The organism is Allobosea sp. LjRoot9 (genome assembly GCF_964252745.1).
Lineage (GTDB): Bacteria > Pseudomonadota > Alphaproteobacteria > Rhizobiales > Beijerinckiaceae > Allobosea.
This window is the reverse complement of the sequence record NZ_CAXUPC020000007.1, coordinates 16,498-39,574: the sequence shown is the minus strand read 5'-3', so window position 1 is coordinate 39,574 and position 23,077 is coordinate 16,498. Positions and strand designations below refer to the sequence as shown.

Here is a 23,077-nt window from a genome sequence, read left to right as displayed (position 1 = left end):
GCTCTGGCCTTCAGCCGATCAGCAGGCCATAGGCGAAGAAGGGCGCCATCGTCCCTTCCTCGATCCGTGTCAGATCCTCGGCGAGCTCGACCAGCCCGTCGGTCCGGGTCAGTGAGGTCAGGACGCCGGCGCCGTCCTGCGGGTGCTTGCGCGCGACCATGACGCCGTCGGCGGCCGGCGTCAGCGAGACCCGGACATATTCGCGCCGGCCCGCTTTCTTGGCGTAGGGAAAGCCAAGGCGCACCGGCAGCGGCGTCGGCGCGACATAATGGGCGCCCGCAAGCCGCGCGAGCAGCGGCCGCGCGACGAAGGCGAAGGTGACGAAGACCGCGACCGGATTGCCGGGCAGGCCGATGAAGGGCGAGGCCCCGACGAGCCCCATCGCGACGGGGCGGCCGGGCTTGATGCCGATGCGCCAGAACGCCAGCGAGCCGGCGCGCTCGACCGCCGCCTTGACGTGGTCCTCCTCGCCGGTCGAGACGCCGCCCGAGGTCAGGATCAGATCGCAGGAGGCAGCCGCCTCGGACAAACGCTGCGCCAGGCTGACGGGTTCGTCGCGCAGGATACCGAGATCGACGACCTCCGCTCCAGCGCGCGCGACCATGGCGCGCAGCAAGCTGCGATTAGCGTCGTAGATCGCCGCGGGCGCGAGCGCTTCGCCCGGCTCGGTCAGTTCGTCGCCGGTCGAGAAGATCGCGACGCGCGGCCGGCGATGAACGCTCACTTCGATCAGCCCGAGCGCCGCCAAGAGCGCGAGATCCTGCGGCCGCAGGCGCTGCCCGGCCTTCAGGGCGGTTTCGCCACATGCGATATCCTCTCCCGCCGGGCGGGCATTGGCGCCGATCTTCAGCCCGGCCGGCAGCCTGACGAAGCCGTCATCGAGCCCGACATCCTCCTGCATGAAGACCGTATCGGCGCCCGGCGGCATCGGCGCGCCGGTGAAGACCCGCACAGCAACGCCCGCCGTCGTGGTGTGCGATGCGTCCGCTCCCGCAGCGACCCGGCCCGACAGACGCAGGCGGCTCTCGCCAGCGGGGGCCAGATCGGCGAAGCGCACCGCATAGCCATCGACCGCCGAATTGGCGAAGGGCGGCAGGTCGAGCCTCGCCACGACATCCTGCGCCAGGACGCGGCCATCGGCCTCGGCGAGTACGACATTCCGCGCTCCGGCCAGCGGCGCGACCAGGGAGCCGGCGCGCTCGGCCGCCTGCTCGACGCTCATCAACGCGCCGAAGGCTTCCTCGTCCTTGCTGAGCTGGGCCATGACGTCCTCACTCTTGCCCGTGTCGCCGCGCCAGCACGGTAGCAAGGGGCTCGGCCGCCGCCAGTGCGATATCGGCAACCGCCGCGATGTCATCGAGAGCGACCACCGGACGGCCCGCTTCGGGAAAAGCGCGATCGCTCACCACCGCCACGATGCTCGGATCGTCGGGATGCAAGGACGGCTTGCCATTGGCCATGCGGTAAATCTCGATCTTGGCGTGCGGGCCGCGCTTGAAGCCCTCGATGATGACGAGATCGACCGGCGACAGCCGTCCGAGCAATTCGCCGAGCTTCGCCTCCGGCTCGCCGCGCAACTCCCGCATCAGCGCCCAGCGCCGCTCCGAGGAGATCAGGACCTCGCGCGCGCCGGCCTGGCGATGCGCGTAGGAGTCCTTGCCGGGCGTGTCGAGATCGAAGGCATGGTGAGCGTGCTTGAGCGTCGAGACCGAGACGCCGCGGCGGCCGAGTTCCGGGATCAACCGCGTCAGCAGCGTCGTCTTGCCCGCCCCGCTCCACCCCGCCAGACCGATCACGCGCATCGAGGGCCATGTCTCCAAACAAAAACCGGTCTCCAAACAAAAACCGGGCGCGAAAGCGCCCGGCTGTCATCTTTCAGATTGCCTCTCGCGGTCAAGCAATCCGTCTTGGCCAGGACAGGCTCACTCAGCCGGCTGCAGCGTCGGGCTGCCCGGCACATGGCCTTTCTGCATCTCCTCGGCGACCCAGAGCGAATGGTGCTCCCTGGCCCAGTTGAGATCGACCTCGCCGGAGCCCATCGCGTCGAAGGCGCCCTCCATGCCGAGCGTGCCGATATAGATATGCGCCAGGATCGCGGCGACCATCAGCACGGCGACGATGCCATGCACCACGTTCCAGAACTGCATGGCCAGCACGCCGCCGGAGAAGAACGGGAACAGCAGGTTGAGGCCAGAGAGCGAGAGCGCCGCGCCGCCAATCACCACCGTCCAGAACATGATCTTCTGGCCGCCATTGAAGCGCTTGGCCGGCGGGTGGCCCTTGCCGACGATGCCGCCGCCGGCGGCGAACCAACGGAGATCGACCATGCCGGGGATGTTGTCCTTGATCCAGACGACGAACATCAGCGCGATGCCGAGCATGAACGGCCAGGCGAGATAGTTATGCGCCCATTTCGCCACGACCGAGATATTGGTGAAGGTCTGCGGCCCGACCAATGGCAGCAGCAGCAGCTTGCCGAAGGTGACATTGAGCCCTGACAGCGCCAGCACGATAAAGCACGCGGCCGTCAGCCAGTGCATGAAGCGCTCGAAGCCGTTGAAGCGCGTCAGCGTGCGGCCCGACAAGCCGGACTCGAGCCGGATGCGGCCCCGCACCAAGTAGAACAGCGCCAGCAGAAGCAGCATGCCGAGCACCACGACGGCGCCGACCTTGATCATGGTGCCCTGATGGAAGGCTCGCCAATCGCGCCCGGCAGGCCGCTCCAGCGTCGCGGCCTTGCCGTCGGGAATGGTGATGCGGCCCGTGAGTTCGGCCGAAGGATTGCCCTTCAGGGCGTCGAGGAACTGCTGTTCCTTGACCGAGTCCGCAGTCGGATTGACCTGCTGCGCGAAAGCCGGAACCGCCAGCGCGACTGCGAAGCTCAGCAGCAGGCCGGTGACCAGGAGACGAAGGTGAGCGCCGAGACGCATTGCGAAATTCCTCTCGCGAGATGAACCGGACATCCTGCTCGGGGGAACGCGCCCGGCCTTGCGGCCGAGACGCGCCCCTCCCCCCGAGCTAGATGGCGATCGTTTCCTTGTAGGCAGTCTGCCAACCCCAGGCGCCGGAGCCATAACCGCGCTTGACCACCCGCTCCTTGTAGATCTGGGCGATGATCTCACCGTCGCCGGCGAGCAGCGATTTGGTCGAACACATCTCGGCGCAGAGCGGCAGCTTGCCCTCGGCCAGGCGGTTCGAACCATATTTCTGGAACTCGGCCGGGGAGAGATCGACCTCCGGGCCGCCCGAGCAATAGGTGCATTTGTCCATCTTGCCGCGCGAACCGAAATTGCCGACCTTGGGATATTGCGGCGCCCCGAACGGACAGGCGTAGAAGCAATAGCCGCAACCGATGCAGAGGTCCTTGTTGTGCAGCACGACGCCGTCGGCGGTGTTGTAGAAGCAGTCGACCGGGCAGACCGCCATGCAAGGCGCGTCGGTGCAGTGCATGCAGGCCATCGAGATCGAGCGCTCGCCCGGCTTGCCGTCATTGATGGTGACGACGCGGCGCCGGTTGATGCCCCAGGGCACCTCGTTCTCGTTCTTGCAGGCGGTGACGCAGGCATTGCATTCGATGCAGCGGTCGGCGTCGCAGAGGAATTTCATCCGGGCCATGGTTCAGTTCCTCTTCACGCCGCGGCGATCTGGCAGAGCGTGACCTTGCCTTCATGCATGGCGGTCACCGGGTCGTAGCCATAGGTCGTGAGGGTGTTGACGGACTCGCCGAGCACGATCGGGTCCAGCCCCTTGGGGTAGTTCCCGCGCTGGTCGACGCCCTGGTAGAAGCCGCCGAAATGGAAGGGCATGAAGGCGACGCCCTTGCCGACGCGCTCCGTCACCAGCGCCTTGACCTTGGCCTTGGAATTGTTTTCCGGCCCCGAAACCCAGACGAAGGCGCCATCCTTGATGCCGCGCTCGGTCGCATCCGCCGGGTTGATCTCGACGAACATGTCCTGCTGCAATTCGGCGAGCCATTTGTTCGAGCGCGTCTCCTCGCCGCCGCCCTCATATTCGACGAGCCTGCCCGAGGTCAGGACGATCGGGAAGGATTTCGCGACGCCGCGCTCCACTGCCGCCTTCTGCATGGTGGTGTGGAGGTTGGGGATGCGCAAAGTCCGCTCGTCGGGGCGCGCCGGCCATTTCGCCACGAGATCGACGCGCGGCGAGTAGATCGGCTCGCGATGGGTCGGGACCGGATCGGGCAGGTTCCAGGCATTGGCGCGGGCCTTGCCGTTGCCATAGGGCACGCAGCCATGGCTGAGCGCGACGCGCTGGATGCCGCCCGACAGGTCGTTGGCCCAGTTCACCGTATCGATCGTGTTGCCGCCGATCCAGGTGATCGTCTCGAGCTCCTTGGGCGTCAGGTCGGCGTCCCAGCCGAGCTTCTTCAGCATACCCATGGTGAATTCGGGATAGCCGTCCTTGATCTCCGAGTTCAGCGAGTAGGAGCCGTTCTCGGCCAGCAGCGTGTCGTTGACCTTGCTGCCGTCCGGCAAGGTGCGCTCGCGCGTCAGGCCGAAGCGCGGGCGGAAGGTGCCGCCGCCATTATTGGCCTCGAGGGACGTGTTGTAGAGGATATGCGTGCCGGGATGCTTCAGTTCCGGTGTGCCCCAGCACGGCCAGGGCAAGCCGTAGAAGTCGTTTTCAACAGGCGAGCCCTTGGCGCCGCGCAGCGAAACCAGGTCGAACTTGTCCTGGTGCTGCATGTGCAGCTTGAGGCGCTCGGGCGACTGGCCGGTATAGCCGGTCGACCAGCCGCCCCTGTTGATCTCGCGCAGGATCGATTCCGCCGAGGGCTCCAGGCCGTATTTGCCCTGCACCAGCTCGAGCGTCTTGAACATCGGCTCGGCGAAGCCGAGCTTCTGCGCCAGCTTGTAGATGACCCAGTAGTCATTGGCCGATTCGAAGATCGGATCGACGACCTTCTCGCCCCATTGCACCGAGCGGTTGGAGCAGGTGCGCGAGCCCGAGCATTCGAACTGCGTGCCGATCGGCAGGAGATAGGTGCCGTTCTTGCGCTGGCCGAGCGAGATGAAATTGGTCGGGTGCGGGTCGGCCACGACCAGCAATTCGAGCGTCTCCAGCCCCTTCACGGCGTCGGGCATGCGCGGGATGGTGTTGCCGCCATGGCCCATGACGATCATGGCCTTGAGGTTGTCCTTCTGGTCGACCTGCTCGGCGGGCATGTTGGCGGCGTCGAACCAGCGCGTCGAGGTGTGGCCCGAGGTCTCCATATTGGCCTTGGCCGTGCGGGCCGGGCGGCCGCCCTTGGCCGGCACCGCGTCGAAGCGCGTGACGAAATAGTCGTAATCGACGCCCCAGACACGGGCCCAATGGCGCCAGGCGCCTTCGACCAGCCCGTAATAGCAAGGCAGATTCGAGATATCGAGGCCGAAATCGGTCGCGCCCTGCACGTTGCAATGGCCGCGGAAGATGTTGGCGCCGTTGCCCATGCCGCCGACATTGCCGGTGGCAAGCAGGAGGTTGCAGATCGCCCGGACGTTCGCCGTGCCGACCGAGTGCTGGGTCACGCCCATGCACCAGATGAAGGTCGCCGGCTTGACCTTGGCAAAGGTCTCGGCGGCGCGCTTCAATTGCGCCTCGGGAACGCCGGTGATGTCCTCGACCGTCTTGGGGTCGTATTTCTCGACCTCCTTGCGGACATCGTCCATGCCGTAGACGCGCGCGGCGAGGAAGTCCTTGTCCTCCCAGCCATTCCGGAAGATGTGCCACATCATGCCCCAGATCACCGCAATGTCGGTGCCGGAGCGGATGCGGATATAATCGGTCGCGTGGGCCGCCGTGCGGGTCAGGCGCGGGTCGAAGACGATGACATTGGCCCGGTTGATCTCCTTGCCGCTCAGGATGTGCTGCATCGAGACCGGATGGGCCTCGGCCGCGTTCGAGCCCATGAACAGGATCGTCTTGGAGTTGCGGATGTCGTTGTAGGAGTTCGTCATCGCGCCGTAGCCCCAGGTGTTAGCGACACCTGCGACCGTGGTGGAGTGGCAGATGCGCGCCTGGTGGTCGACATTGTTCGTGCCCCAGAAGGCGGCGAACTTCCGGAACAGATAGGAGCCCTCATTGGAGAACTTGGCCGAGCCGAGCAGATAGACGGAATCGGCGCCGGACTTGGCCCGGATCTGCATCATCTTGTCGCCGATCTCGCTGATCGCGACATCCCAGGTGATGCGCTGCCACTGCCCGTCGACCAGCTTCATCGGGTATTTGATGCGGCGGTCGCCATGGGTCAGCTCGCGCACCGAGGCGCCCTTGGCGCAGTGGCTGCCCCGGTTGATCGGGCTTTCCCAGGCCGGCTCCTGGCCGACCCAGACGCCGTTGGCGACCTCGGCCTTGACGGTGCAACCGACAGAACAATGGGTGCAGATGTTCTTGACGATCTTGGTGCCGCTCGCCGGGCCCAGCCCCTCCGCCGCATCCGCCTTGCGAACTGAGCCGATCTGGAGCGCGCTTGCGGCTGCGACGCCGCCGGCGACGAGGCCCGAGCGCCGCAGGAAGGTGCGCCGGTCCATCACGCCCGAGGACAGTCCCGCCATGGCGGCCCGGAGCTTGCCGCGCTGAACATCGGCCGATTTGCGCTTGATGAGCATGGTGTTGCGCCTTCAGTAGCGGTTGACGCGATAGTAGTCCTTGACGTGCTCCGACTCCCGGTAGCGCGCCCTGGTCTCTTCCTTGCCCGGATCGACGGCCGCCGCCGGTGTCACCATGGCGGGCGTCGCGGCCACCGCCGCGCCGGCGCCGAGCGCCTTGAAGAAGCTGCGGCGGTCGAAGGCCGGCGTCACGGTCTCTTTGGACTTTTGCGACATCGTCGTCTCCTCCGCGCCGGGCAGACTGGCGGACGTCATGACGGCAGCCTTCCGGCTTCCGTCTCGATGGACAGGAACAGGCTGCCGACGCGGCCGACGGCCCGGTAGAATTTCGAAGCCTTCGCGACCTCCAGATCGGCGAAGAGGCGCTCGCCCCAGGGCTCGATATGGCGCGCATAAAAGCCGGCGGCATCGACGCCCTCGCCCGCGAAGGCGCCGCGGATCAGGTTCGCCATGATGTCCATCAGGATGGCGATATGGTCTTCCGGCTCGCCGGCGCGCTCGGCCCGGGCGATGCCGAGCCTGCCCATGTCCTCGCGCACCAGCGCCAGCGGGCGCTCATGCAGGAAACCGGTCAGGTAATAGGACGCGTAGGGCAGGATCTCGCCACGGCCGACGCCGATGAAGATCTCGAAGAATTCGTCGCGCGCCGCTTCCGGCGTGAACTCGGCGGCGGCCTCGGCCAAGGCGAAATGGGCCATGCCGAGCGGCGAGGCGTCGCCCCGCAGGCCTTGCAGAACGGCCAGCGTCTCAGCCGTCGGCGCCCGCCAGAGCAGCGCACCAATCAATTGGTATTCCTGGGCGCGCGCCTCGTCGATCTCATCGATCGCCAGCGACGAACCACCGTTCATCGAAGCGGGCTGGTGCAGCGCAGTCTCGATGGGATAGAGATCGGGTCGCAGGTCGGAGCGTGGCACGCCGGTATTGGCTTCGACGGAGAGCACGCGGTCGGCGGGAACGCGCTTCCAGCTGGAGATCGCTGGCTGCGACACACCCAGGCTACGCGCCAATGCGCGCACCCCGCCGGCAGCCCCGATCGCTCTCTCGAGTGCCGGATCACGCATCGTTTGCGGCGTTCCTCTCATCGCGCGACGTTCCTTCGCCGCTGCCCGCTTCAATGCGGTGATAATGAACGCTTATCGCCCCAGAATACAAGCATTCCAATCTAGACTCAGACTGGAATGGCTCCGCCTCCACGCTTGCGAATCCGCATGGAACGCTTGTCCAGCTCAGGATTATTTTGCGCCGCAGCATAGACCCGATCCGGCACGATCCGGCCTGTTTCGGCCTCTTCCGCCAGGTTTGCGCCAGCCTCACTCACCCTGACAGATCCGGCCGAGGTCGCCGCAGGCTGTTCATCTTGCAGCGCAGCGTCATGACTACGACTTTCGTCATGAGACGAAAGTTTATGCGACATGCTGTCGCCCGTACCCTCGCCCGCGCCCGACAGAGCCGTCTTGGGCTCCGGAGCGTCGCCGAAGATGCTGCGCACCATCGCCTCGACATCATCCGATTCCGTCAGTGGGCCGTAGCCCGGCGCGCCACCCGGCGTGTTCCAGTCGAGCGCATAGTCGCGGGCCGGATTCTCGAAATCGCGGATCGTCGGATCGCTCTCCCAGGCCCGCCGCATCGCCGCGAGCTTCCAGCTTTCTGGCACGTTCTGCTTGAGCCAATGGGCGACGTCGAAATCCTTGTCGATCAGGTCGAGCGAGGGCGGCTCGACCATTTCGGGCTCAGCTACGGCGGCCTGCGGCTCAACCTCCGCCGGCAGGGCTTCGCTCACGGGCGATGGCGGCAGAACCTCGCTTTGCTCCGCCACGGCGCGCTTGCGCCGCGACCAGCGCGTCAGGAAGCCTTCGTCGTCGGAGTCGTCTGCGCGCGGGCTCATCTCTCGCCCTCGCCCCGGCGCAGGCCCGGCTCGGGACGTGACCCGCCGCCCTTGCGCGGATCATGCTCGCTGCGCTTGCGCTTGATGAATTCGCGCTCGACATGATGCGCCTCGAAGAAGGCGAGCACCTGTTCGGCGATCAGGGCCGGCATCGGCAGGGCCTCGACGATGTCCCCGACATTCTCGGCATAGACCTCGCCCTCGAACGGGTCGGCGGTGACGCCGACGAAGTCCAGCTCGGGCTCGATCCCGGTCGGCCGGATTGCGACCCAGAGCTTGGCGCGGCCGGCCTGGAAATTCTCGCGGAAATGCGCCGTGTCGACCGAATGCAGCGTCAGCGTCGCCGGGCCGAGATAGACGCTGCGCCGGCCGGGTTCGCTGGCAAGCTCGGTCCAGGGCGCGAGCGCTGGCGGCTCGGGCAGCACGGCAAGCGGGCTCCAGGCATGGTCGACCCAGGGCGAATCGATCGCGCGCCGCTCGACCACGATCCCGACCTCGATGTGCGCTTGCGTCATGTCGCGATCCTCAATTCGTCATCGCGTTCGCCGACAGGGGCAGGCCTGTCACCAGGTTCTGCGGCTTCAGGCGCAGGGTCTTGTCGGCCGACATCGCCATGATGAGATAGATGGGCCTTGCCTGCGCCGCCGCCAACACCGGCACATCGGGCGGCAGCGTCATCCTGTAGAGCGCCAGCACGCGCGACAGCGCCTCCTCGCTGATGCTCTTGCCCTGCCAGAGCGCGTTGCCGATCGCCGTCGCCTGCGCATCGAGCCCGACGAACCAGCGCCAGTCGGCATCCCTGACGCTCTCGATCGGCTCGATGACGACATCGATACCGTGAAGGGCGCGCACCCAATGGCGCAGCGCCGTCGCCAGCGCCGCCCGTCCCGATGGCGAGCCGCCGAGATCGAGCACCATGTCGAAGCCATCGGAGCGCTGCCAATAGCGGTCGGCATTGGCGGCTTTGAGGATGTCGAGCGAGGTCACGGCCGGGCCGCCCAGCATGGCGAGCAGGGGCGAGGCATGACGATCGGCCTCATGGCCCTCGATGATCTCGGCGTCGGCCAGAAGGATCGTGTTCTCGTGGATGGTGACGCGCTGCGGCCGGAACAGGCACTCGGCGGCGCGCACCACATAGGGGTCGTCGACATCATCGAGCGCGCCGCGCAGGATGACATGGGCGAGCTGGTCGAGGAACAAGGGCGGCACGCCCGCGACGCCCTCGCGGATGATCCGCGCATAGGCCGCCTCCAGCGTCGGCGCAGCGAGCAACCGGTCGCGCCAGCCGACCAGGAAGCGCCAGTTCTCGCGGGCATCCTCGTCTGCGATCGCCGCGATCTCGGCCGCCGCCACCTCGGCCTGGGGGGTCGCCATCAGCTTGGCGTGCAGCGCGCGCTCATCCGCGCAGGCGTCCTCGGGCGGCAGCACTTCGGGCCGCGCCAGATAGGCCTTGAGGAAATCATCGGTGACGACGAGCCCGCCGCTGGCGGCGCGGTCCAGCAGGACATGGCCGGAGGTCGCCCAGAAATGCATCATGATGCGTCCGTCTTCTTTCCCGATACCGGCGTCTTGCCCAATGCCGGATTCTTGCCCAGCGCCAGCAGATCGACCTGTTCCTGCGGCCCGTCGTCGCCCTCGACCTCCATAAACTCGAAGGCGCGGAAACCCGTGCCGTCCGGCTCGCCGCGCGGGATCAGCGTACGGAAACGCTCGCGGATTTCGCCATCCTCCAGCGTCCGATGCAAGGCGATCAGCGTCTGCGCCGGATGGTCGCAGAGCGAGGCGGCGAAGGCGATCTCCTCGGCCGCAGCCATGCGCGCCGTGGCGAGATCGGGCGCGCCGAGTTTTGCAACGAGATGGCCGGCAAGCTGCGCGATTGCTGCCTCGCGCTCCTCCTCCGTCACCTCGCTCACCACCGCCAACGTGCTCCAGCCGAAGCTTGCAATGCCCAGGAAGCCGGAGCGGAAGGCTGTGCGCCCCTTGGCGTCGAGTGCCGCGATCCCAGCGGGGTCGAACAGGAAGGAGCCGGTCACCAGCCATTCGCCGGGCTCGGCGGCGCGGCGGAAGACGAAGCTGTCCGAAGGGTCGAGCCGGATCGCGCGCGGCAATTTGAGCGCGCTCACAGCTTGGGCCCGCCGCTGTCGCGGTCGAGCCAGTCGGCCCGGCCCAGCGCATCGACCAGCCTCCGGCGCTCGGCGCCGCTCTGCGAGGTCGCGATGAGATCGCCATTCGCCTCGATGCCGTGGCGAACGCCGACGACCTTGTCGAGCCGGTCGAGCCAGCGGCGGGCCGCGGCCTTGGGGCCATCGCTTTGCCAATGCGTGACGCCGAGCATGAGATGGCGCGCGAAGGATTCGATCAGATCGACCGCGTCGACCTCCTCGAAACCTTCTTCCGCCATGCCGACGCCGGTCTGCCCCATCGCGAAGGGCGCCATGGTGGTGGCGCGCAGCATCGCGCCGAAGACCAGCCAATCCGGCACATCGCCCTCGCTGCAACCCTGCGGCCAGGCGAGCCGGCCGCCGCCGATCAGGCCATGGTCGTAGATCAGCGCATCAGGCCAGCGGAACAGGATCGGCCGCTCCGGCGGGCAATGCACGGCAAGCGCGTCGGCCAGCGCATTCATCGCGAGGTAATGGGCGAGCCGCGCCTCGCCGAGCACGGCGTCGGGCTCCAGCACCACGGCGAATTCGACGATGTCGAAGCGGCGCGCCCAGACCAGCGTCGCAGCCCCCGCCTCGGCAGCGATCGCCTGAGCATGAGCGAAGGCGTCGCCGGCTTCGCGCAGGGTCACCAGCGAGAAGCCCGGCGGCAGGACAGGCTCCCGCCGCAGATCGTCAGGGCGCGGGATATTCACCGGCATCGACCTCCTGCTCCCCGGTGGCGCGACGAATTGCTCATCGCCGGTTTCTTTTGAACCTTTCCAATTCCATATAAGCCTTGATTATCGCAAGGGAGACGAAAAGACGCTCCCGGCAGATCGGCCAAGGACGAGAACGCCAAGGAAGTGAACGTAATGACCGGCACCGCACGCACGCTGATGGTCTGCTCCTGCGAGGACACGATGCCGCTCGATGGCGAGGCGCTGGCGCGTGGTTGCAAGGGCGGCGAGATCAGGACGGCGCGGCATCTCTGCCGCACGCAGACGGAGATCTTCACGAAGCTGCTCGGCGAGCGCGACGCCATCACCGTCGGCTGCACGCAGGAGGCCCCGCTTTTTGAAGAAATCGCGGCGGACCTCGACTACTCCGGCGATCTCGTCTTCGCCAATATCCGCGAGACCGGCGGCTGGGCGCGCGAGGCGAAGTCGGCCGGCCCCAAGATGGCGGCTCTGCTGGCGGCCGCAGCCGAGCCAATGCCGCCGACGAGCTTCACTACGCTGGAAAGCAAGGGCGTGGCGCTGGTCTATGGCCATGACGAGGTCGCGCTCTCGGTCGGGCGGACGCTGGCCGAACATCTCGACGTCACCATCCTGCTCTCGCGGCCCGGCGAGATCACGCCGCCGCGCCTCTCCGACATTCCGGTGCTGAAGGGCACGGTCGTCGCCGCAACCGGCTGGCTTGGCGCCTTCGATCTGACGGTCAACGATTACGCCGCGCCCTCCCCCTCCTCGCGAGGCAAGCTCGTCTTCGGCGAAGCGCGTAATGGCGCGAACTCGCAATGCGACATCGTCATCGATGTTTCCGGAGGCGCGCCGCTCTTCCCGGCCGGCGATCTGCGCGCCGGCTATCTGCGCGCCGATCCGCGCGATAAAGCGGCGGTCGAGCGCTTGATCGGACAGGCCAGCCATCTCGTCGGCGAATTCGACAAGCCGGCTTACGTCCGGCTGAACCAGGATCTTTGCGCCCATTCGCGCTCGTCCAAGACCGGCTGCACGCGCTGCCTCGAGCTCTGCCCGACCGGCGCGATCACGCCCGCCGGCGACCATGTCGCGATCTCGGCCGAGATCTGCGCCGGCTGCGGCGCCTGCGCTGCCGTCTGCCCGACCGGCGCCGTGACCTACGCCCTGCCACCGACCGACGCGCTGCTGCGCCGCCTGCGCGCCCTGCTGACCACCTATACTGAGGCCGGCGGCCGCGAGGCCGTCGTGCTGCTGCATGACGGCGAGCATGGCGAGGCGTTGATCGACGCGCTCGCCCGCTTCGGCGACGGCTTGCCGGCACGCGTGCTGCCGCTGCGCGTCAACGAGATCACGCAGATGGGGCTCGAGACCCATGCGGCGGCGCTGGCTTTCGGGGCATCCGCCATCCGTGTGCTCGGCCGCGCCAAACCGAAGCACGACCTCTCCGGCCTGACCCGCAATCTCGACTACGCCAACGCGCTGGCAGGCGCGCTCGGCTATGGCGAGGGCCGCGCCGGGTTGATCGAGACCGATGACCCCGACCAATTGGCGCAGGCGCTGGCGCGGATCGCACCCGGCACTACCAGCGCGACGCCGGCCCGCTTCCGCCCGATGGGCGATGGCCGGCCGCTGCTGCGCCAGACGATCGGGGAAATGCATGCCGCGGCACCGACGCCCATCGCGGCCGTGGCAATGCCGCCGCTCGCCCCTTTCGGCACGATCCATGTCGACAGCGAGGGCTGCACGCTCTGCCTGGCTTGCGTCTCCGCCTGCCCGGTGCAGGCGCTCTCGGACAATCCCGATCGCCCGACGCTCGCCTTCCAGGAAGACCTCTGTGTGCAATGCGGGCTCTGCGCCGCGACCTGCCCGGAAAAGGTGATCACGCTGGAGCCGCGCCTCGATTTCGACGCCTGGGCCGGCGGCAAGCGCGTGCTGAAGCAGGAAGAGCCCTTCCACTGCATCAACTGCGCAAAGCCCTTCGGCGTCAGGAGTACGATCGAGAAGATCGCGGCCAAGCTGGAGAACAAGCACTGGATGTTCTCGGGCGACGCCGCCAAGCGCATCTCGGTGATCAGGATGTGCGAAGACTGCCGCGTCGAGGTCGTGGTCAATGAGAGCTTCGACCCGCATCTCTCGCCGCAGCGCCCGCCCGTGCGCACCACGGATGATTATCTGCGCGAACGGGCCGAGCGGGGCGAGGATCCGTTGCAGTAGCGCAGCGGCTTTTCGCACCCGCGCCGTCATCCCGGACGCAGCGAAGCGGAGATCCGGGATCCATCATAGGGCTGCGTCCTGCCCTACGATGGATCCCGCATCGGCGCGGCTGCGCCGCTTGTCCGGGATGACGGCGCGGGTCGGATCAGGAGTGTACTACTTCACCACCGTCACCTTCTCCAGCCACTCCACCAATGCCTGCCGGTCCTCGGCCGAACCGATCGTCTGCTCCGGCATCTTGGTTCCCGGCGTGTAGGCATTCGGCCCGAGCTCGAAGAGTTTGGCCACCGTCTCCTTGCTCCAGACGATGTCCATCGTCCTGAAGGCGTCGGAATAAGCGTAGCCCGGCGCGGTCGCGATCTTGCGTCCGAAGAGGCCATGCAGCGTCGGCCCCGCCCGGTTGCCGTCAGCCGGGGTGAGGGTGTGGCAGGCGGCGCAGGCGCGAAAGACCTGCGCGCCGCGCTCGCCCTGGAAGGCCGCCAGCACATCCTCGCCGGCACGCGGAACGACGGCGCCGATATGTTCGCCGGTGACCGCGTTCCAGCGCCGGACCAGCCGGTCCGCGCCGCCCGAGAGCAATTCCTTGCCACCGGGCAGGAAAGCCAGCGACCAAACGGGCAAGCCGGGCCCGAGCAGCGTCGCCCGGATCGTGCGCGTCTTGCGGTCGATCAGCGCGACCTGCCCGCGCAGGCCGCCCGCCGCGATCGTCGCGCCATCGACTGAGAGCGCCAGCGCGATCAACGGCGTCTGACCGATCTCGATCTCGGCGCGGGCCTCTCCCTCGGGACCGAACAGCCTGAGCCTGCCATCGGCGGCGGCGACCGCGATCTCGCCATCGGGCGTGACCACGACGCCATTCAGCGGCGCCGGCAGCGTGACGATCCTGGCCGGCCCGCCGCCCGCCGGCCAGATCCGCAAGGTCGCGTCGTAGCCGGAACTGACGACGGCCCCGCCGGGCGCGAAGGCGACGCCGTTCACCGGCCCCTTATGCCCCTCCAGCACGCGCGCAGAGCCATCCGCGAGCGAGGTCACGCGCAGTGTCTCGTCCCAGGAGGCGGAGGCGATGCTCCCGCCTTCGGGCGAGACCACGAGCGCCGCAACCGGCCCCTTATGCCCTTCGATCACCCGCGCCGGCTCGTTCGCCTCGCCGTGCCAGAGCGCGATGCGGCCATCCTCCCCGCCCGTGGCGAAGCCGAGGCCGTTCACGGTCGCAGCCGCATTGACCGCACCCTGGTGGAAGCGCAGCACCTTTTCGGCGCTGCCCGTGCTCAATCGCCAGAGGATCGCCGACTGGTCGAAGGAGCCCGTCAGCGCGAACTGCCCATCGGCCGAGACCGCGACTGCGCGCACCGGTCCGCCATGGCCGCGCAGCTCCTGGGCAGGGGCAGGCGCGGCAAGCATTGCGAGACCGAGGCAGGCGAGGCCGATGAAGCGCATGCCGTTATCATGGAACGGCGAAGCGGATTGGCAAGGCACGCAGTTGCCCCAGCACGATCAGCCATCATATGAAGCGCAGCCCTTTCGCCGAGTTCCGAGTTCCATGACCCCGATCCCGCTCAATCTGCGCGGCCTGAAATGCCCCCTGCCCGCGCTCAGGGTGCGCAAGGCGCTGAAGGGCGCTGAAGCCGGCGCGCTCTTCGTGGTCGAATGCACCGACCCGATGGCGGCGATCGACATCCCCAATCTGATGCGCGAGACCGGCGACGCGATCGAACGCAGCGCGAGCGAGGGTGACCTCCTCGTCTTTCATATTCGCAAGGCGGCGGCCTGAGCCGTCCCCCATTGGAGTTGCCGAATTGGCCCTGACCCAAGCCGACATCCTGCGCGCGCTCGAACTGGTGAAGCTGCCGGCGAGCGGGCAATCGCTCGCGACATCTGGCCGCGTCAACAACATCCTGATCGATGGCGGCAAGGTGATCTTCGCGATCGGCATCGACGCGACCGAGGCCGATGCGATGGAGCCGGTGCGCAAACAGGCGGAAAGCGCCGTCTCCGGCCTGCCGGGAGTGACGCAGGTGCTGGTCGGCCTCACCGCCGACAAAGCGCCGTCCTCGGCCGCGGCCCAGGCGCGCAGCCAAGCGCATCGCCCCGCATCCGGCCCGGGCGGGCCGCCTCCCAAGGCTGCCGGCGTTCCCGGCGTGAAGCAGATCATCGCGGTCGCCAGCGGCAAGGGCGGCGTCGGCAAATCCACCACCACCGCCAACCTCGCCGTTGCGCTCAGCGTGCTGGGCCTCAAGGTCGGCGTGCTCGATGCCGACATCTACGGCCCGTCCGTGCCGAAAATCTTCGGCATCACCGGCAAACCGAAGCTGATCTCGGGCCGGACGCTCGCGCCGATGGAGGCCTATGGCCTCAAGATCATGTCGATCGGCTTCCTGATCGACGAGGAAACGCCGATGATCTGGCGCGGGCCGATGGTGATCTCGGCCATCACCCAGATGCTGCGCGAGGTCGCCTGGGGCGAGCTCGACGTGCTCGTGGTCGACATGCCGCCGGGCACCGGCGACGCGCAGCTCACCATGGCGCAGCAGACGCCGCTGGCGGGTGCCGTCATCGTCTCGACCCCGCAGGATCTGGCGCTGCTCGATGCGCGCCGCGGCGTCGCAATGTTCCGCAAGGTCGAGGTGCCGATCCTCGGCGTGGTCGAGAATATGAGCTATTTCATTTGTCCGGAATGCGGCCACCGCTCCGACATCTTCGCCCATGGCGGGGCGCGGCACGAAGCGGAACGCCTCGGCGTGCCCTTCCTCGGCGAGGTGCCGCTCGCCATGTCGATCCGCGAGACCTCCGATGGTGGCCGCCCGATCGTCGCCAGCGACCCCGACAGCGCCCATGCCAAGGCCTATCTCGCAATCGCGCGGCAAGTGCAGGCGGGCTTAAGCGGCGCGGTCAGGGCAGCGCCCCGCATCGTCATCGAGTGAGTGCGCGGCCCGGAATCAGGGCGCCCCTTGACATGATCGCCGCCCTGTTCTTCTTTTGTTCTTTGTGAACCGAAGGAGCGGCCCATGTCCATGAGCCATGCGCGCCATATCGGGATCGGCATCGATCGTCCGGCGGACGAGGTCTATGCTTTCCTGGCCGAACCGCTGAACTTTCCGAAATGGGCCGAGGGGCTCGGGCATGATTTCAGCCATGTCGAGGGCATGACCTGGGTCGCCGAGACGCCGATGGGCCGGATGCGGATCCTGTTCAGCGAGCCCAACCGTTACGGCGTGCTCGATCACGCCGTCATTCCCGACAATGGCAAGGCCATGCACAATCCGATGCGCGTCATGGCCAATGGCGACGGCAGCGAGGTCGTGTTCACGCTGTTCCAGCGCGACATGTCCGACGACGAAATGGCGCGCGACGCCGGCATGATCGCCCGCGACCTGGCGGCGTTGAAGGCGCTGCTGGAGGGTTAGAGCATTTTCGAGCGAAGTGGACACCGGGTCGCGTGAAGAAAACGCGTTAAAACAAAGTTCTAGAGCCTGACGCTGCCCGTCGAATAGGCGGTCTCTACCGGCTTTTGGAAGAAGTCGTTCAGCACGAGGCTCGCCCCGAAAGCGGCGACCACGGCGAAGATGACGGCGGCGACGAATGATTTCACGATCTTCCCCCAAGGCTCGGCAGCGATAAGCTGTCCTTATTCCTAGAGCATTTTCGAGCGAAGTGGATACCGGTTCGCGTGAAGAAAATGCGATAAAACAAGGAGGTAGAGCATTTTCGCGATTCGGAGAAACGCGGAAATGCTCTAGGAGAGATAGCGAGCGGCGCGGCCCGTATCAAGCAGGCCGAAGGGCGATAAAGCCCAGCCTCCTGCAGCCCTCATCCTGAGGAGCATCGTTCGCGGCACCTCAGGATGAGGGCGGAGAGTCGCTGTCGTTCAAGACCGCGAAAAGCCTCTCGGCCTCGGTCAGATCCTCCGGCCGGTTTGCATTGAAGAATGGATCGACGGGATCGATCGGCCACTCCGCGCTCGCGCAACCGTGGCGCGCCGTCCAGCGGTCGATCTTGCGCTCATCCTCGACGGTCAACGCGTGGCGCAGGTCCTCGCGCAGTGCCAGCGGCCAAAGCCCGATGACGGGATGCGTCCAGCCACCCGATGCCGCGCAGGCGAGCGGAACATTCAGATCCGCGCGGGCAAGGTGCAGGCGGGCGACGAGATCGCGCGGGATGAAGGGCGTGTCGGCGGCGACGCTGACCATCCAGCTCAATCCGGGCCGGTGCTGCGCCATCCAGTCGAGCCCGGCCAGGATGCCGGCGAGCGGGCCGGCGAAATCCGGCACGCTGTCGGCGACGACCGGCAGGCCATAATCGGAAAAGCGCGCCGGATCGCCATTGGCGTTGATCAGCAGGCTCTCGCATTGCGGACCGAACCGCTCGACGACATGGGCAAGGATGGTCCTGCCCGCAATCGTCCGCAACGGCTTGTCGCCGCCACCCATGCGGCGCGCAAGGCCGCCGGCGAGGAGCAGGCCGAGGGTGCCCTCAGTCATCGCTCCCCGCCCCCTTCCGCCGGCTCTTGCCGCCCTCTTCCTCGACGCTCTCCGGGTCCTGGTCGAAGACGATGTTGCCCTCGCCGGCGAGCGCGACGAAGCGCTTGCCGCGCGCCCGGCCGATCAGGGTCAGCCCGGCCTTGCGCGCGAGCTCGACGCCCCATTCGGTGAAGCCGGAGCGCGAAACCAGCACGGGGATGCCCATGCGCACGGTCTTGATTACCATTTCCGAAGTCAGCCGGCCGGTGGTGTAGAAGATCATCTTCGCGGGATCGACATCGTGCCGGAACATCCAGCCCGCGACCTTGTCGACGGCGTTGTGGCGGCCGACATCCTCCATATAGACCAGCGGCCGGTCGCCTTCGCAGAGCACGCAGCCATGGATCGCCCCGGCCTCGAGATAAAGCGAGGGCGTGGTGTTGATCTTGCGAGTCAGCGCATAGAGCCAGCTCGTGCGCAATTCGGCCTTGGGCAATTCGATCTCGTCGATCGCCTCCATCAGGTCGCCAAAAGCGGTGCCCTGGGCGCAGCCGGAGGTCAGCGTCTTCTTCTTCAGCTTCGCCTCGAAATTGGTGCGCTCCGGCGTGCGCACCACCACGACTTCGAGCTCTTCGTCATAATCGACCGCCTCGATGACATCGCCGCGCTTCAGCATGTTCTGGTTCAGGAGATAGCCGAGCGCGAGATAGTCGGGATGATCGCCGATCGTCATCATGGTGACGATCTCCTGGGCGTTCAGATAGAGCGTCAGCGCCCGCTCGGTAACGACGCGGGTCTCGACCACAGCCCCCGTCTGGTCGATGCCGGAGACGGTCGCGCCCAGGCGCGGCGCGGCGGGGTCTGGCCGCACCAGGTAATCGTCGAGAAAGCTCATATCCTGCGCCACGGCGCTTGCTCCGGCGGGTTCGTCAGGCTGCGATGCGCGCTTGCGCGGAGGCCCAGGCCTCGACGACAGCCTCCTCGGGCGCGAGCTCGACCCAATCCTCGCCGGCGAAATCGCGCCAGGCCGGCAGGAAATCACGGCGGACGGCGATGAGCAGCGGCAGGCCGGCCAGCAAGGCGGCGGCGATCTCCTGCCGCAAGCCCTGACCGAGCATCTCCTGCCGGCCGAATTTGTTGACGATCACCAACTCGGCTCCGCCAGCCAGCGCCGACGCCATCGCGCCGCCGGCGGCTGCGAGCCCGGTCGCATCGAGCCTGCAACCGGCCGAGCCCGCGCCGCGATCCTCGCTGATCGGGAAATGCCGGCCGCTGGCAAGATCCTCCAGCATCATCGCCGCGCAACCGTTCTCGCAGTCAGCGGTATTGAGTTGCACGACGCCGCCGAGCCTGATGCCGCGATCCTTCAGGCGCCGCGCGAGACCGGCCATGAAGCCGTCGATCGGGAAGCCCTGGGAATAGGGAATGGCCGCAAGCAAAGTCATGAGGATTCATCCCACAAAAGGCCCGTCCAAGGCCAGCGTGCTTTCGTCGCAGGAGCGATCAAGTCAACGGAGCCGGCTTTCGAGATGCCAGCATAGTGTTGCGCCGCACCTACAGCCGCATGCCCGACGGCCCGCTAGGGTGCGGACAGGTTGATGTCCGGCGCTTTTTCCGGATGAGGCTGGCTGCTGGTTTATCGTCATGATCCGCCGTAATGCTCAAGGACCTCGCGACCCCGCCGTGGACGCCGCCGTGCTGCTGCGCCGGATCGGCTTCGCGACGCTGGCGCTCGCGCTGCCATTGGCGTCGCTGGTGTCGCGTCGCGCTGCAGTCGTGCTCGTGCCGATCGGCGTCGTCCTGCTCGTCATCTCCTCGCTGGTCGAGGAGCCCGGCTGGTTCACCGGCACGCTCAAGCGCGCCTTGCTGAGCCGGCCCGGCATGATTCTGGTCGGCCTCGTCGCCTGGTCGGTGCTCTCGCTGATCTGGAGCCCCTATACCTCCTCGGCGACGGAGAAGGCCGGCAATCTCGTGCTTGCGGTCGCGCTCGGCTTCTGCGGCACCTCCGCGCTGCCCGAGCGCATGCGCGCCTCCAACCTCAATCTTGCGGCACTCGGCACGGGCCTGGCCGCCATCTTCGCGCTTGCGCTCATCGTCGTGGCGGCGCTGCGTCGCTCCGATGCGGAGATCGGCAGCGTCGAGCGCGGCATCAGCGTCGTGCTGATCATGGCCTGGCCGGCGCTGGCCTGGCTTTTGTCGCGCGCACGGGGCTTGAGCGCGCTCGGGCTTGCCCTCGTCGTCGGCCTGCTCGCGCTGACGCGCTTCGAGGATGGCGAGGCCGTCGCGATGATCTGCGGCGCGGTCGCCTTCGGCGCCGTCAGCGCCAATCGCGAGAAGGCTATCCCGATCATCGCCGCGCTGATCGGCGGCGTCATGCTGCTCGCGCCGATCCTGCCCTTCCTGCTGATCCCGATCGTCTCGCGCTTTCCCGAAAGCACCAGCGACTTCGTGCAGGCGCTCGGCGTCTGGGCCGATGTCGTCGGCCGCGAGCCGGTCCAGTTGATCACCGGCCACGGGCTCGACACGGTTCTGCGCGGCCGCGTGACCGGCGCCCTGCCGATGACGACGCCGACGACGCTGCTCTTCGAGACCTGGTACGAGCTCGGCATCGTCGGAGCTGCCGCGGCAGCGGCCTGCCTGTATTTCGCCATCCGCGCCGCCCGGCACATGCCCGTCGCGCTGGCGGCGGGTGGCGTCGCCGCCTACACGACCGCCTTCGCGCTGACCGCGCTCGGCTTTGCGACGCTGCAGCCTTGGTGGCTGATGACGCTGGCGGCAGTGGTCCTGCTGTTTGCGGCGATCGCGCGCGGGCAATACCGCACCGAGCGGCCGGTCGCGCCCTTGCCGGCCGACGTGCAGAACCGGCGCAAGAACGACAGGCCGCTGGCGCCGGCCGCCGAGAAGTGAGCCGGCTTTAATCGTCATTGCGAGCACCCGTGTCTTGCCTTCGGCAAGCCCGAGGACAGGCTTCAGCGAAGCAACCCAGAGGCTTGCGCGAGCCCTCCTGGATTGCTTCGCGGCGCTCACAATGACGGGTGAGATCGCGCGGAAGATCTAGCCTCAAGCCGCCGCGACGCGGCCCTGATTGACCGCGTGGCAGGCCACCCCGTCGATCACCGGAGGGTTCTCGATGCGGCAGCGCTCGAAGACCAGGGGGCAGCGCGGATGAAAGGTGCAGCCCGAGGGCGGGCTGATCGGATTCGGGATCTCGCCCTTCACGCCCTCACGCGCCTTGCCGACCATGGCGAGGTCGGGCACCGCGTCGAGCAGCATGCGCGTATAGGGATGGCGCGGATGCGAGAAGAGCTGCTTGCCCTCCGAGACCTCGACGAGACGGCCGAGATACATCACGCCGATGCGCGTCGCCATGTGCCTGACGACCGCGAGGTTGTGCGAGATGAACAGATAGGTCAGTCCGAATCTCTGCTGCAGATCGCGCATCAGGTTGAGGATCTGGGCCTGGACCGAGACGTCGAGCGCCGATGTCGGCTCGTCGCAGACGATGAACTCGGCATTGGAGGCGAGCGCGCGGGCGATCGCGATGCGCTGGCGCTGGCCGCCGGAGAATTCATGCGGGAATTTCCCGGCATCGTCGGGATGCAGGCCGACCAGCGTCAGCAACTCGCCGACGCGACCGGTGATGTCCGCCTCGCCATGGACGATGCCGAAGGCGCGGATCGGCTCGGCGATGATCCGCCCGACGCGCCAGCGCGGGTTGAGGCTGGCATAGGGGTCCTGGAAGATCATCTGGATGCGCCGGCGCAGGCGCTGGCGCTCCTGCGCCACATTGACGTCGTTCATCGAGATGCCGGCGATCGAGACCGTGCCGTCCGAGGGTGGCAGCAGGCCTACGACCATGCGCGCGACGGTCGATTTTCCCGAGCCGGACTCGCCGACCAAGGCAAAGGTCTCGCCCCGGCGAATGTCGAAGGAGACGCCATCGACTGCCTTGAGATATTGGCGCGGCGCGCGCTCCAGCACGCGGTTGAGCCATGGTTTCGAGACGTCGAAAATACGGCGCAGGTCGCGAACCTGGACGAAGGGGCGCTCAGGGGGACCTTGGCTCATGCTGCGATCCCCGCCTCGTCCCGCGAGGCTTGCGGCTGGTCGTAGAGATGGCAGGCGACCTTGCGATCGCCGAGCTGGACCAGCTCCGGCCGCTCGACATGGCATCGCGCGAACGCCTTCTCGCAACGCGGGTTGAAGGCGCAACCCGGCGGGATCGCCGAAAGCCGCGGCATCGTGCCCGGGATCTGAACCAGGCGCTCGGCATCGCCTTCGAGCGAGGGTATCGCGCCCATCAGCCCCTTGGCGTAGGGGTGTAGCGGCTGCTTGACGACGTCGCGCACCGGGCCGATCTCGACGATGCGCCCGGCATACATCACCGCGACCCGGTCGGCGGTCTCGGCGATGACGCCCATATCGTGGGTGACGAGCATCACCGAAGTGCCGCGCTCCTTACAGAGCCGCTTGATCAGCGCGATGATCTGCGCCTGCACGGAGACGTCGAGCGCCGTCGTCGGCTCGTCGGCGATGATGAATTCGGGTTCGGCGCAGAGCGCCAGAGCGATCACCACGCGCTGGCGCATGCCGCCGGAGAACTCATGCGGATAGCCGTCGATGCGCCGCTCGGGCGCGGGAATGCCGACCTCGTCGAGCAAGGCGATGGCGCGCTTGCGGGCGTCCGCCGCGTTGAGATCGGTATGGGTGCGGATCGTCTCGATCAATTGCTCACTGATGCGGTAGAGCGGGTTCAGGCTCGTCAGCGGGTCCTGGAAGATCATGCCGATGCGCTTGCCCCGGACCTTGCGCATGGCGTCGGGCGGCAGATTGTCGATGCGCTCGCCCGACAGAACCACCTCGCCGCCGGCGATGCGGCCGGGTGGGTCGATCAGGCCGATGATGGCTGAGCCGGTGACCGACTTACCGGCGCCGGATTCGCCGACGACGCCGAGGACCTCGCCGCGCGCGATGTCGAAGGAGATGGCGTCGAGCGCACGCAGCGTGCCGCGCCGCGCCATGAATTCGACGGTGAGGTCGCGGACGGAGAGGACGGGGACGCTCATCG

The 23,077-nt window shown here is 67.3% G+C and carries 24 protein-coding genes; 5 read left to right on the top strand and 19 right to left on the bottom strand.

Annotation, left to right across the window (positions count from 1 at the left end; genetic code table 11):
* Positions 1 to 10: 10 nt before the first annotated feature.
* The 12 genes from ACSQ3P_RS23075 to ACSQ3P_RS23020 all read right to left on the bottom strand — a co-directional run bounded on the left by ACSQ3P_RS23075 (position 11) and on the right by ACSQ3P_RS23020 (position 11,359).
* Complete coding sequence (locus tag ACSQ3P_RS23075) at positions 11 to 1,264, bottom strand: molybdopterin molybdotransferase MoeA (protein ID WP_436167827.1); 1,254 nt, start codon at positions 1,262 to 1,264, stop codon at positions 11 to 13.
* Between the two features lie 7 nt (positions 1,265 to 1,271).
* Positions 1,272 to 1,802 carry a molybdopterin-guanine dinucleotide biosynthesis protein B gene (gene mobB / locus ACSQ3P_RS23070; protein WP_436167826.1) on the bottom strand — a complete coding sequence of 177 codons (531 nt, stop codon included), beginning with the start codon at positions 1,800 to 1,802 and terminating at the stop codon, positions 1,272 to 1,274.
* A 120-nt stretch (positions 1,803 to 1,922) separates the two neighbouring features.
* Entirely contained in the window at positions 1,923 to 2,930 is a 1,008-nt protein-coding gene (locus ACSQ3P_RS23065; protein ID WP_436167825.1) for a formate dehydrogenase subunit gamma, read from the bottom strand.
* An 88-nt stretch (positions 2,931 to 3,018) separates the two neighbouring features.
* Positions 3,019 to 3,615, bottom strand: coding sequence for a formate dehydrogenase FDH3 subunit beta (fdh3B, locus tag ACSQ3P_RS23060; RefSeq protein ID WP_069690071.1), 597 nt, complete (start codon positions 3,613 to 3,615; stop codon positions 3,019 to 3,021).
* A gap of 14 nt (positions 3,616 to 3,629) precedes the next feature.
* Positions 3,630 to 6,611 carry a formate dehydrogenase subunit alpha gene (locus tag ACSQ3P_RS23055; protein ID WP_436167824.1) on the bottom strand — a complete coding sequence of 994 codons (2,982 nt, stop codon included), beginning with the start codon at positions 6,609 to 6,611 and terminating at the stop codon, positions 3,630 to 3,632.
* A 12-nt stretch (positions 6,612 to 6,623) separates the two neighbouring features.
* The gene (locus tag ACSQ3P_RS23050) at positions 6,624 to 6,866 is read right to left on the bottom strand and encodes a formate dehydrogenase (RefSeq protein WP_436167823.1); all 243 of its coding nucleotides are present in this window, start codon (positions 6,864 to 6,866) and stop codon (positions 6,624 to 6,626) included.
* Positions 6,863 to 7,672, bottom strand: a complete 810-nt coding sequence (locus ACSQ3P_RS23045; protein ID WP_436167822.1) for a Cro/CI family transcriptional regulator — start codon at positions 7,670 to 7,672, stop codon at positions 6,863 to 6,865. The genes ACSQ3P_RS23050 and ACSQ3P_RS23045 overlap by 4 nt, the downstream gene beginning before the upstream one ends.
* 107 nt (positions 7,673 to 7,779) lie before the next feature.
* Complete coding sequence (locus ACSQ3P_RS23040) at positions 7,780 to 8,496, bottom strand: DUF3306 domain-containing protein (protein WP_436167821.1); 717 nt, start codon at positions 8,494 to 8,496, stop codon at positions 7,780 to 7,782.
* Positions 8,493 to 9,011, bottom strand: coding sequence for a DUF3305 domain-containing protein (locus ACSQ3P_RS23035; RefSeq protein WP_436167820.1), 519 nt, complete (start codon positions 9,009 to 9,011; stop codon positions 8,493 to 8,495). The genes ACSQ3P_RS23040 and ACSQ3P_RS23035 overlap by 4 nt, the downstream gene beginning before the upstream one ends.
* Before the next feature lie 10 nt (positions 9,012 to 9,021).
* Positions 9,022 to 10,032, bottom strand: coding sequence for a DUF6352 family protein (locus ACSQ3P_RS23030; protein ID WP_436167819.1), 1,011 nt, complete (start codon positions 10,030 to 10,032; stop codon positions 9,022 to 9,024).
* Positions 10,029 to 10,619 carry a DUF6505 family protein gene (locus ACSQ3P_RS23025; RefSeq protein WP_436167818.1) on the bottom strand — a complete coding sequence of 197 codons (591 nt, stop codon included), beginning with the start codon at positions 10,617 to 10,619 and terminating at the stop codon, positions 10,029 to 10,031. Before ACSQ3P_RS23025 ends, ACSQ3P_RS23030 begins: the two co-directional genes overlap by 4 nt.
* On the bottom strand, positions 10,616 to 11,359 hold the full coding sequence (locus ACSQ3P_RS23020) for a biotin/lipoate--protein ligase family protein (protein ID WP_436167817.1): 744 nt from the start codon (positions 11,357 to 11,359) through the stop codon (positions 10,616 to 10,618). Before ACSQ3P_RS23020 ends, ACSQ3P_RS23025 begins: the two co-directional genes overlap by 4 nt.
* 153 nt (positions 11,360 to 11,512) lie before the next feature.
* Between ACSQ3P_RS23020 and ACSQ3P_RS23015 the strand changes: the two genes are divergently transcribed.
* Complete coding sequence (locus ACSQ3P_RS23015) at positions 11,513 to 13,552, top strand: 4Fe-4S binding protein (protein WP_436167816.1); 2,040 nt, start codon at positions 11,513 to 11,515, stop codon at positions 13,550 to 13,552.
* Between the two features lie 156 nt (positions 13,553 to 13,708).
* Here ACSQ3P_RS23015 and ACSQ3P_RS23010 read toward each other — a convergent pair whose 3' ends face one another.
* Positions 13,709 to 14,989: a c-type cytochrome gene (locus tag ACSQ3P_RS23010; protein WP_436167815.1), complete on the bottom strand. Its 1,281-nt coding sequence runs from the start codon at positions 14,987 to 14,989 to the stop codon at positions 13,709 to 13,711.
* A gap of 103 nt (positions 14,990 to 15,092) precedes the next feature.
* Here ACSQ3P_RS23010 and ACSQ3P_RS23005 point away from each other — a divergent pair, with 103 nt between their 5' ends.
* From ACSQ3P_RS23005 to ACSQ3P_RS22995, 3 genes are all read left to right on the top strand, one after another.
* Entirely contained in the window at positions 15,093 to 15,323 is a 231-nt protein-coding gene (locus tag ACSQ3P_RS23005; protein WP_092169792.1) for a sulfurtransferase TusA family protein, read from the top strand.
* Positions 15,324 to 15,348: 25 nt separating this feature from the next.
* Positions 15,349 to 16,473 carry an Mrp/NBP35 family ATP-binding protein gene (locus ACSQ3P_RS23000; RefSeq protein ID WP_436167814.1) on the top strand — a complete coding sequence of 375 codons (1,125 nt, stop codon included), beginning with the start codon at positions 15,349 to 15,351 and terminating at the stop codon, positions 16,471 to 16,473.
* A gap of 84 nt (positions 16,474 to 16,557) precedes the next feature.
* Complete coding sequence (locus tag ACSQ3P_RS22995) at positions 16,558 to 16,956, top strand: SRPBCC family protein (protein WP_436167813.1); 399 nt, start codon at positions 16,558 to 16,560, stop codon at positions 16,954 to 16,956.
* A gap of 59 nt (positions 16,957 to 17,015) precedes the next feature.
* Here the strand turns inward: ACSQ3P_RS22995 and ACSQ3P_RS22990 are convergent, their stop codons facing one another.
* From ACSQ3P_RS22990 to ACSQ3P_RS22975, 4 genes are all read right to left on the bottom strand, one after another.
* Positions 17,016 to 17,141: a hypothetical protein gene (locus ACSQ3P_RS22990; RefSeq protein ID WP_310152123.1), complete on the bottom strand. Its 126-nt coding sequence runs from the start codon at positions 17,139 to 17,141 to the stop codon at positions 17,016 to 17,018.
* Between the two features lie 247 nt (positions 17,142 to 17,388).
* Entirely contained in the window at positions 17,389 to 18,030 is a 642-nt protein-coding gene (mobA, locus tag ACSQ3P_RS22985; protein WP_436167812.1) for a molybdenum cofactor guanylyltransferase MobA, read from the bottom strand.
* On the bottom strand, positions 18,023 to 18,904 hold the full coding sequence (locus tag ACSQ3P_RS22980; protein ID WP_436168039.1) for a formate dehydrogenase accessory sulfurtransferase FdhD: 882 nt from the start codon (positions 18,902 to 18,904) through the stop codon (positions 18,023 to 18,025). The genes mobA and ACSQ3P_RS22980 overlap by 8 nt, the downstream gene beginning before the upstream one ends.
* A 34-nt stretch (positions 18,905 to 18,938) precedes the next feature.
* Complete coding sequence (locus ACSQ3P_RS22975; RefSeq protein WP_436167811.1) at positions 18,939 to 19,454, bottom strand: DUF2478 domain-containing protein; 516 nt, start codon at positions 19,452 to 19,454, stop codon at positions 18,939 to 18,941.
* A gap of 199 nt (positions 19,455 to 19,653) precedes the next feature.
* Here ACSQ3P_RS22975 and ACSQ3P_RS22970 point away from each other — a divergent pair, with 199 nt between their 5' ends.
* Complete coding sequence (locus ACSQ3P_RS22970) at positions 19,654 to 20,916, top strand: peptide ABC transporter permease (RefSeq protein ID WP_436167810.1); 1,263 nt, start codon at positions 19,654 to 19,656, stop codon at positions 20,914 to 20,916.
* 153 nt (positions 20,917 to 21,069) lie between these two features.
* Here the strand turns inward: ACSQ3P_RS22970 and ACSQ3P_RS22965 are convergent, their stop codons facing one another.
* Together ACSQ3P_RS22965 and ACSQ3P_RS22960 are read right to left on the bottom strand one after the other, a co-directional pair.
* A complete protein-coding gene (locus ACSQ3P_RS22965; RefSeq protein ID WP_436167809.1) occupies positions 21,070 to 22,077 on the bottom strand; it encodes an ABC transporter ATP-binding protein in 1,008 nt (335 codons plus the stop codon).
* Positions 22,074 to 23,075: an ABC transporter ATP-binding protein gene (locus tag ACSQ3P_RS22960; RefSeq protein WP_436167808.1), complete on the bottom strand. Its 1,002-nt coding sequence runs from the start codon at positions 23,073 to 23,075 to the stop codon at positions 22,074 to 22,076. Before ACSQ3P_RS22960 ends, ACSQ3P_RS22965 begins: the two co-directional genes overlap by 4 nt.
* Positions 23,076 to 23,077: the final 2 nt, after the last annotated feature.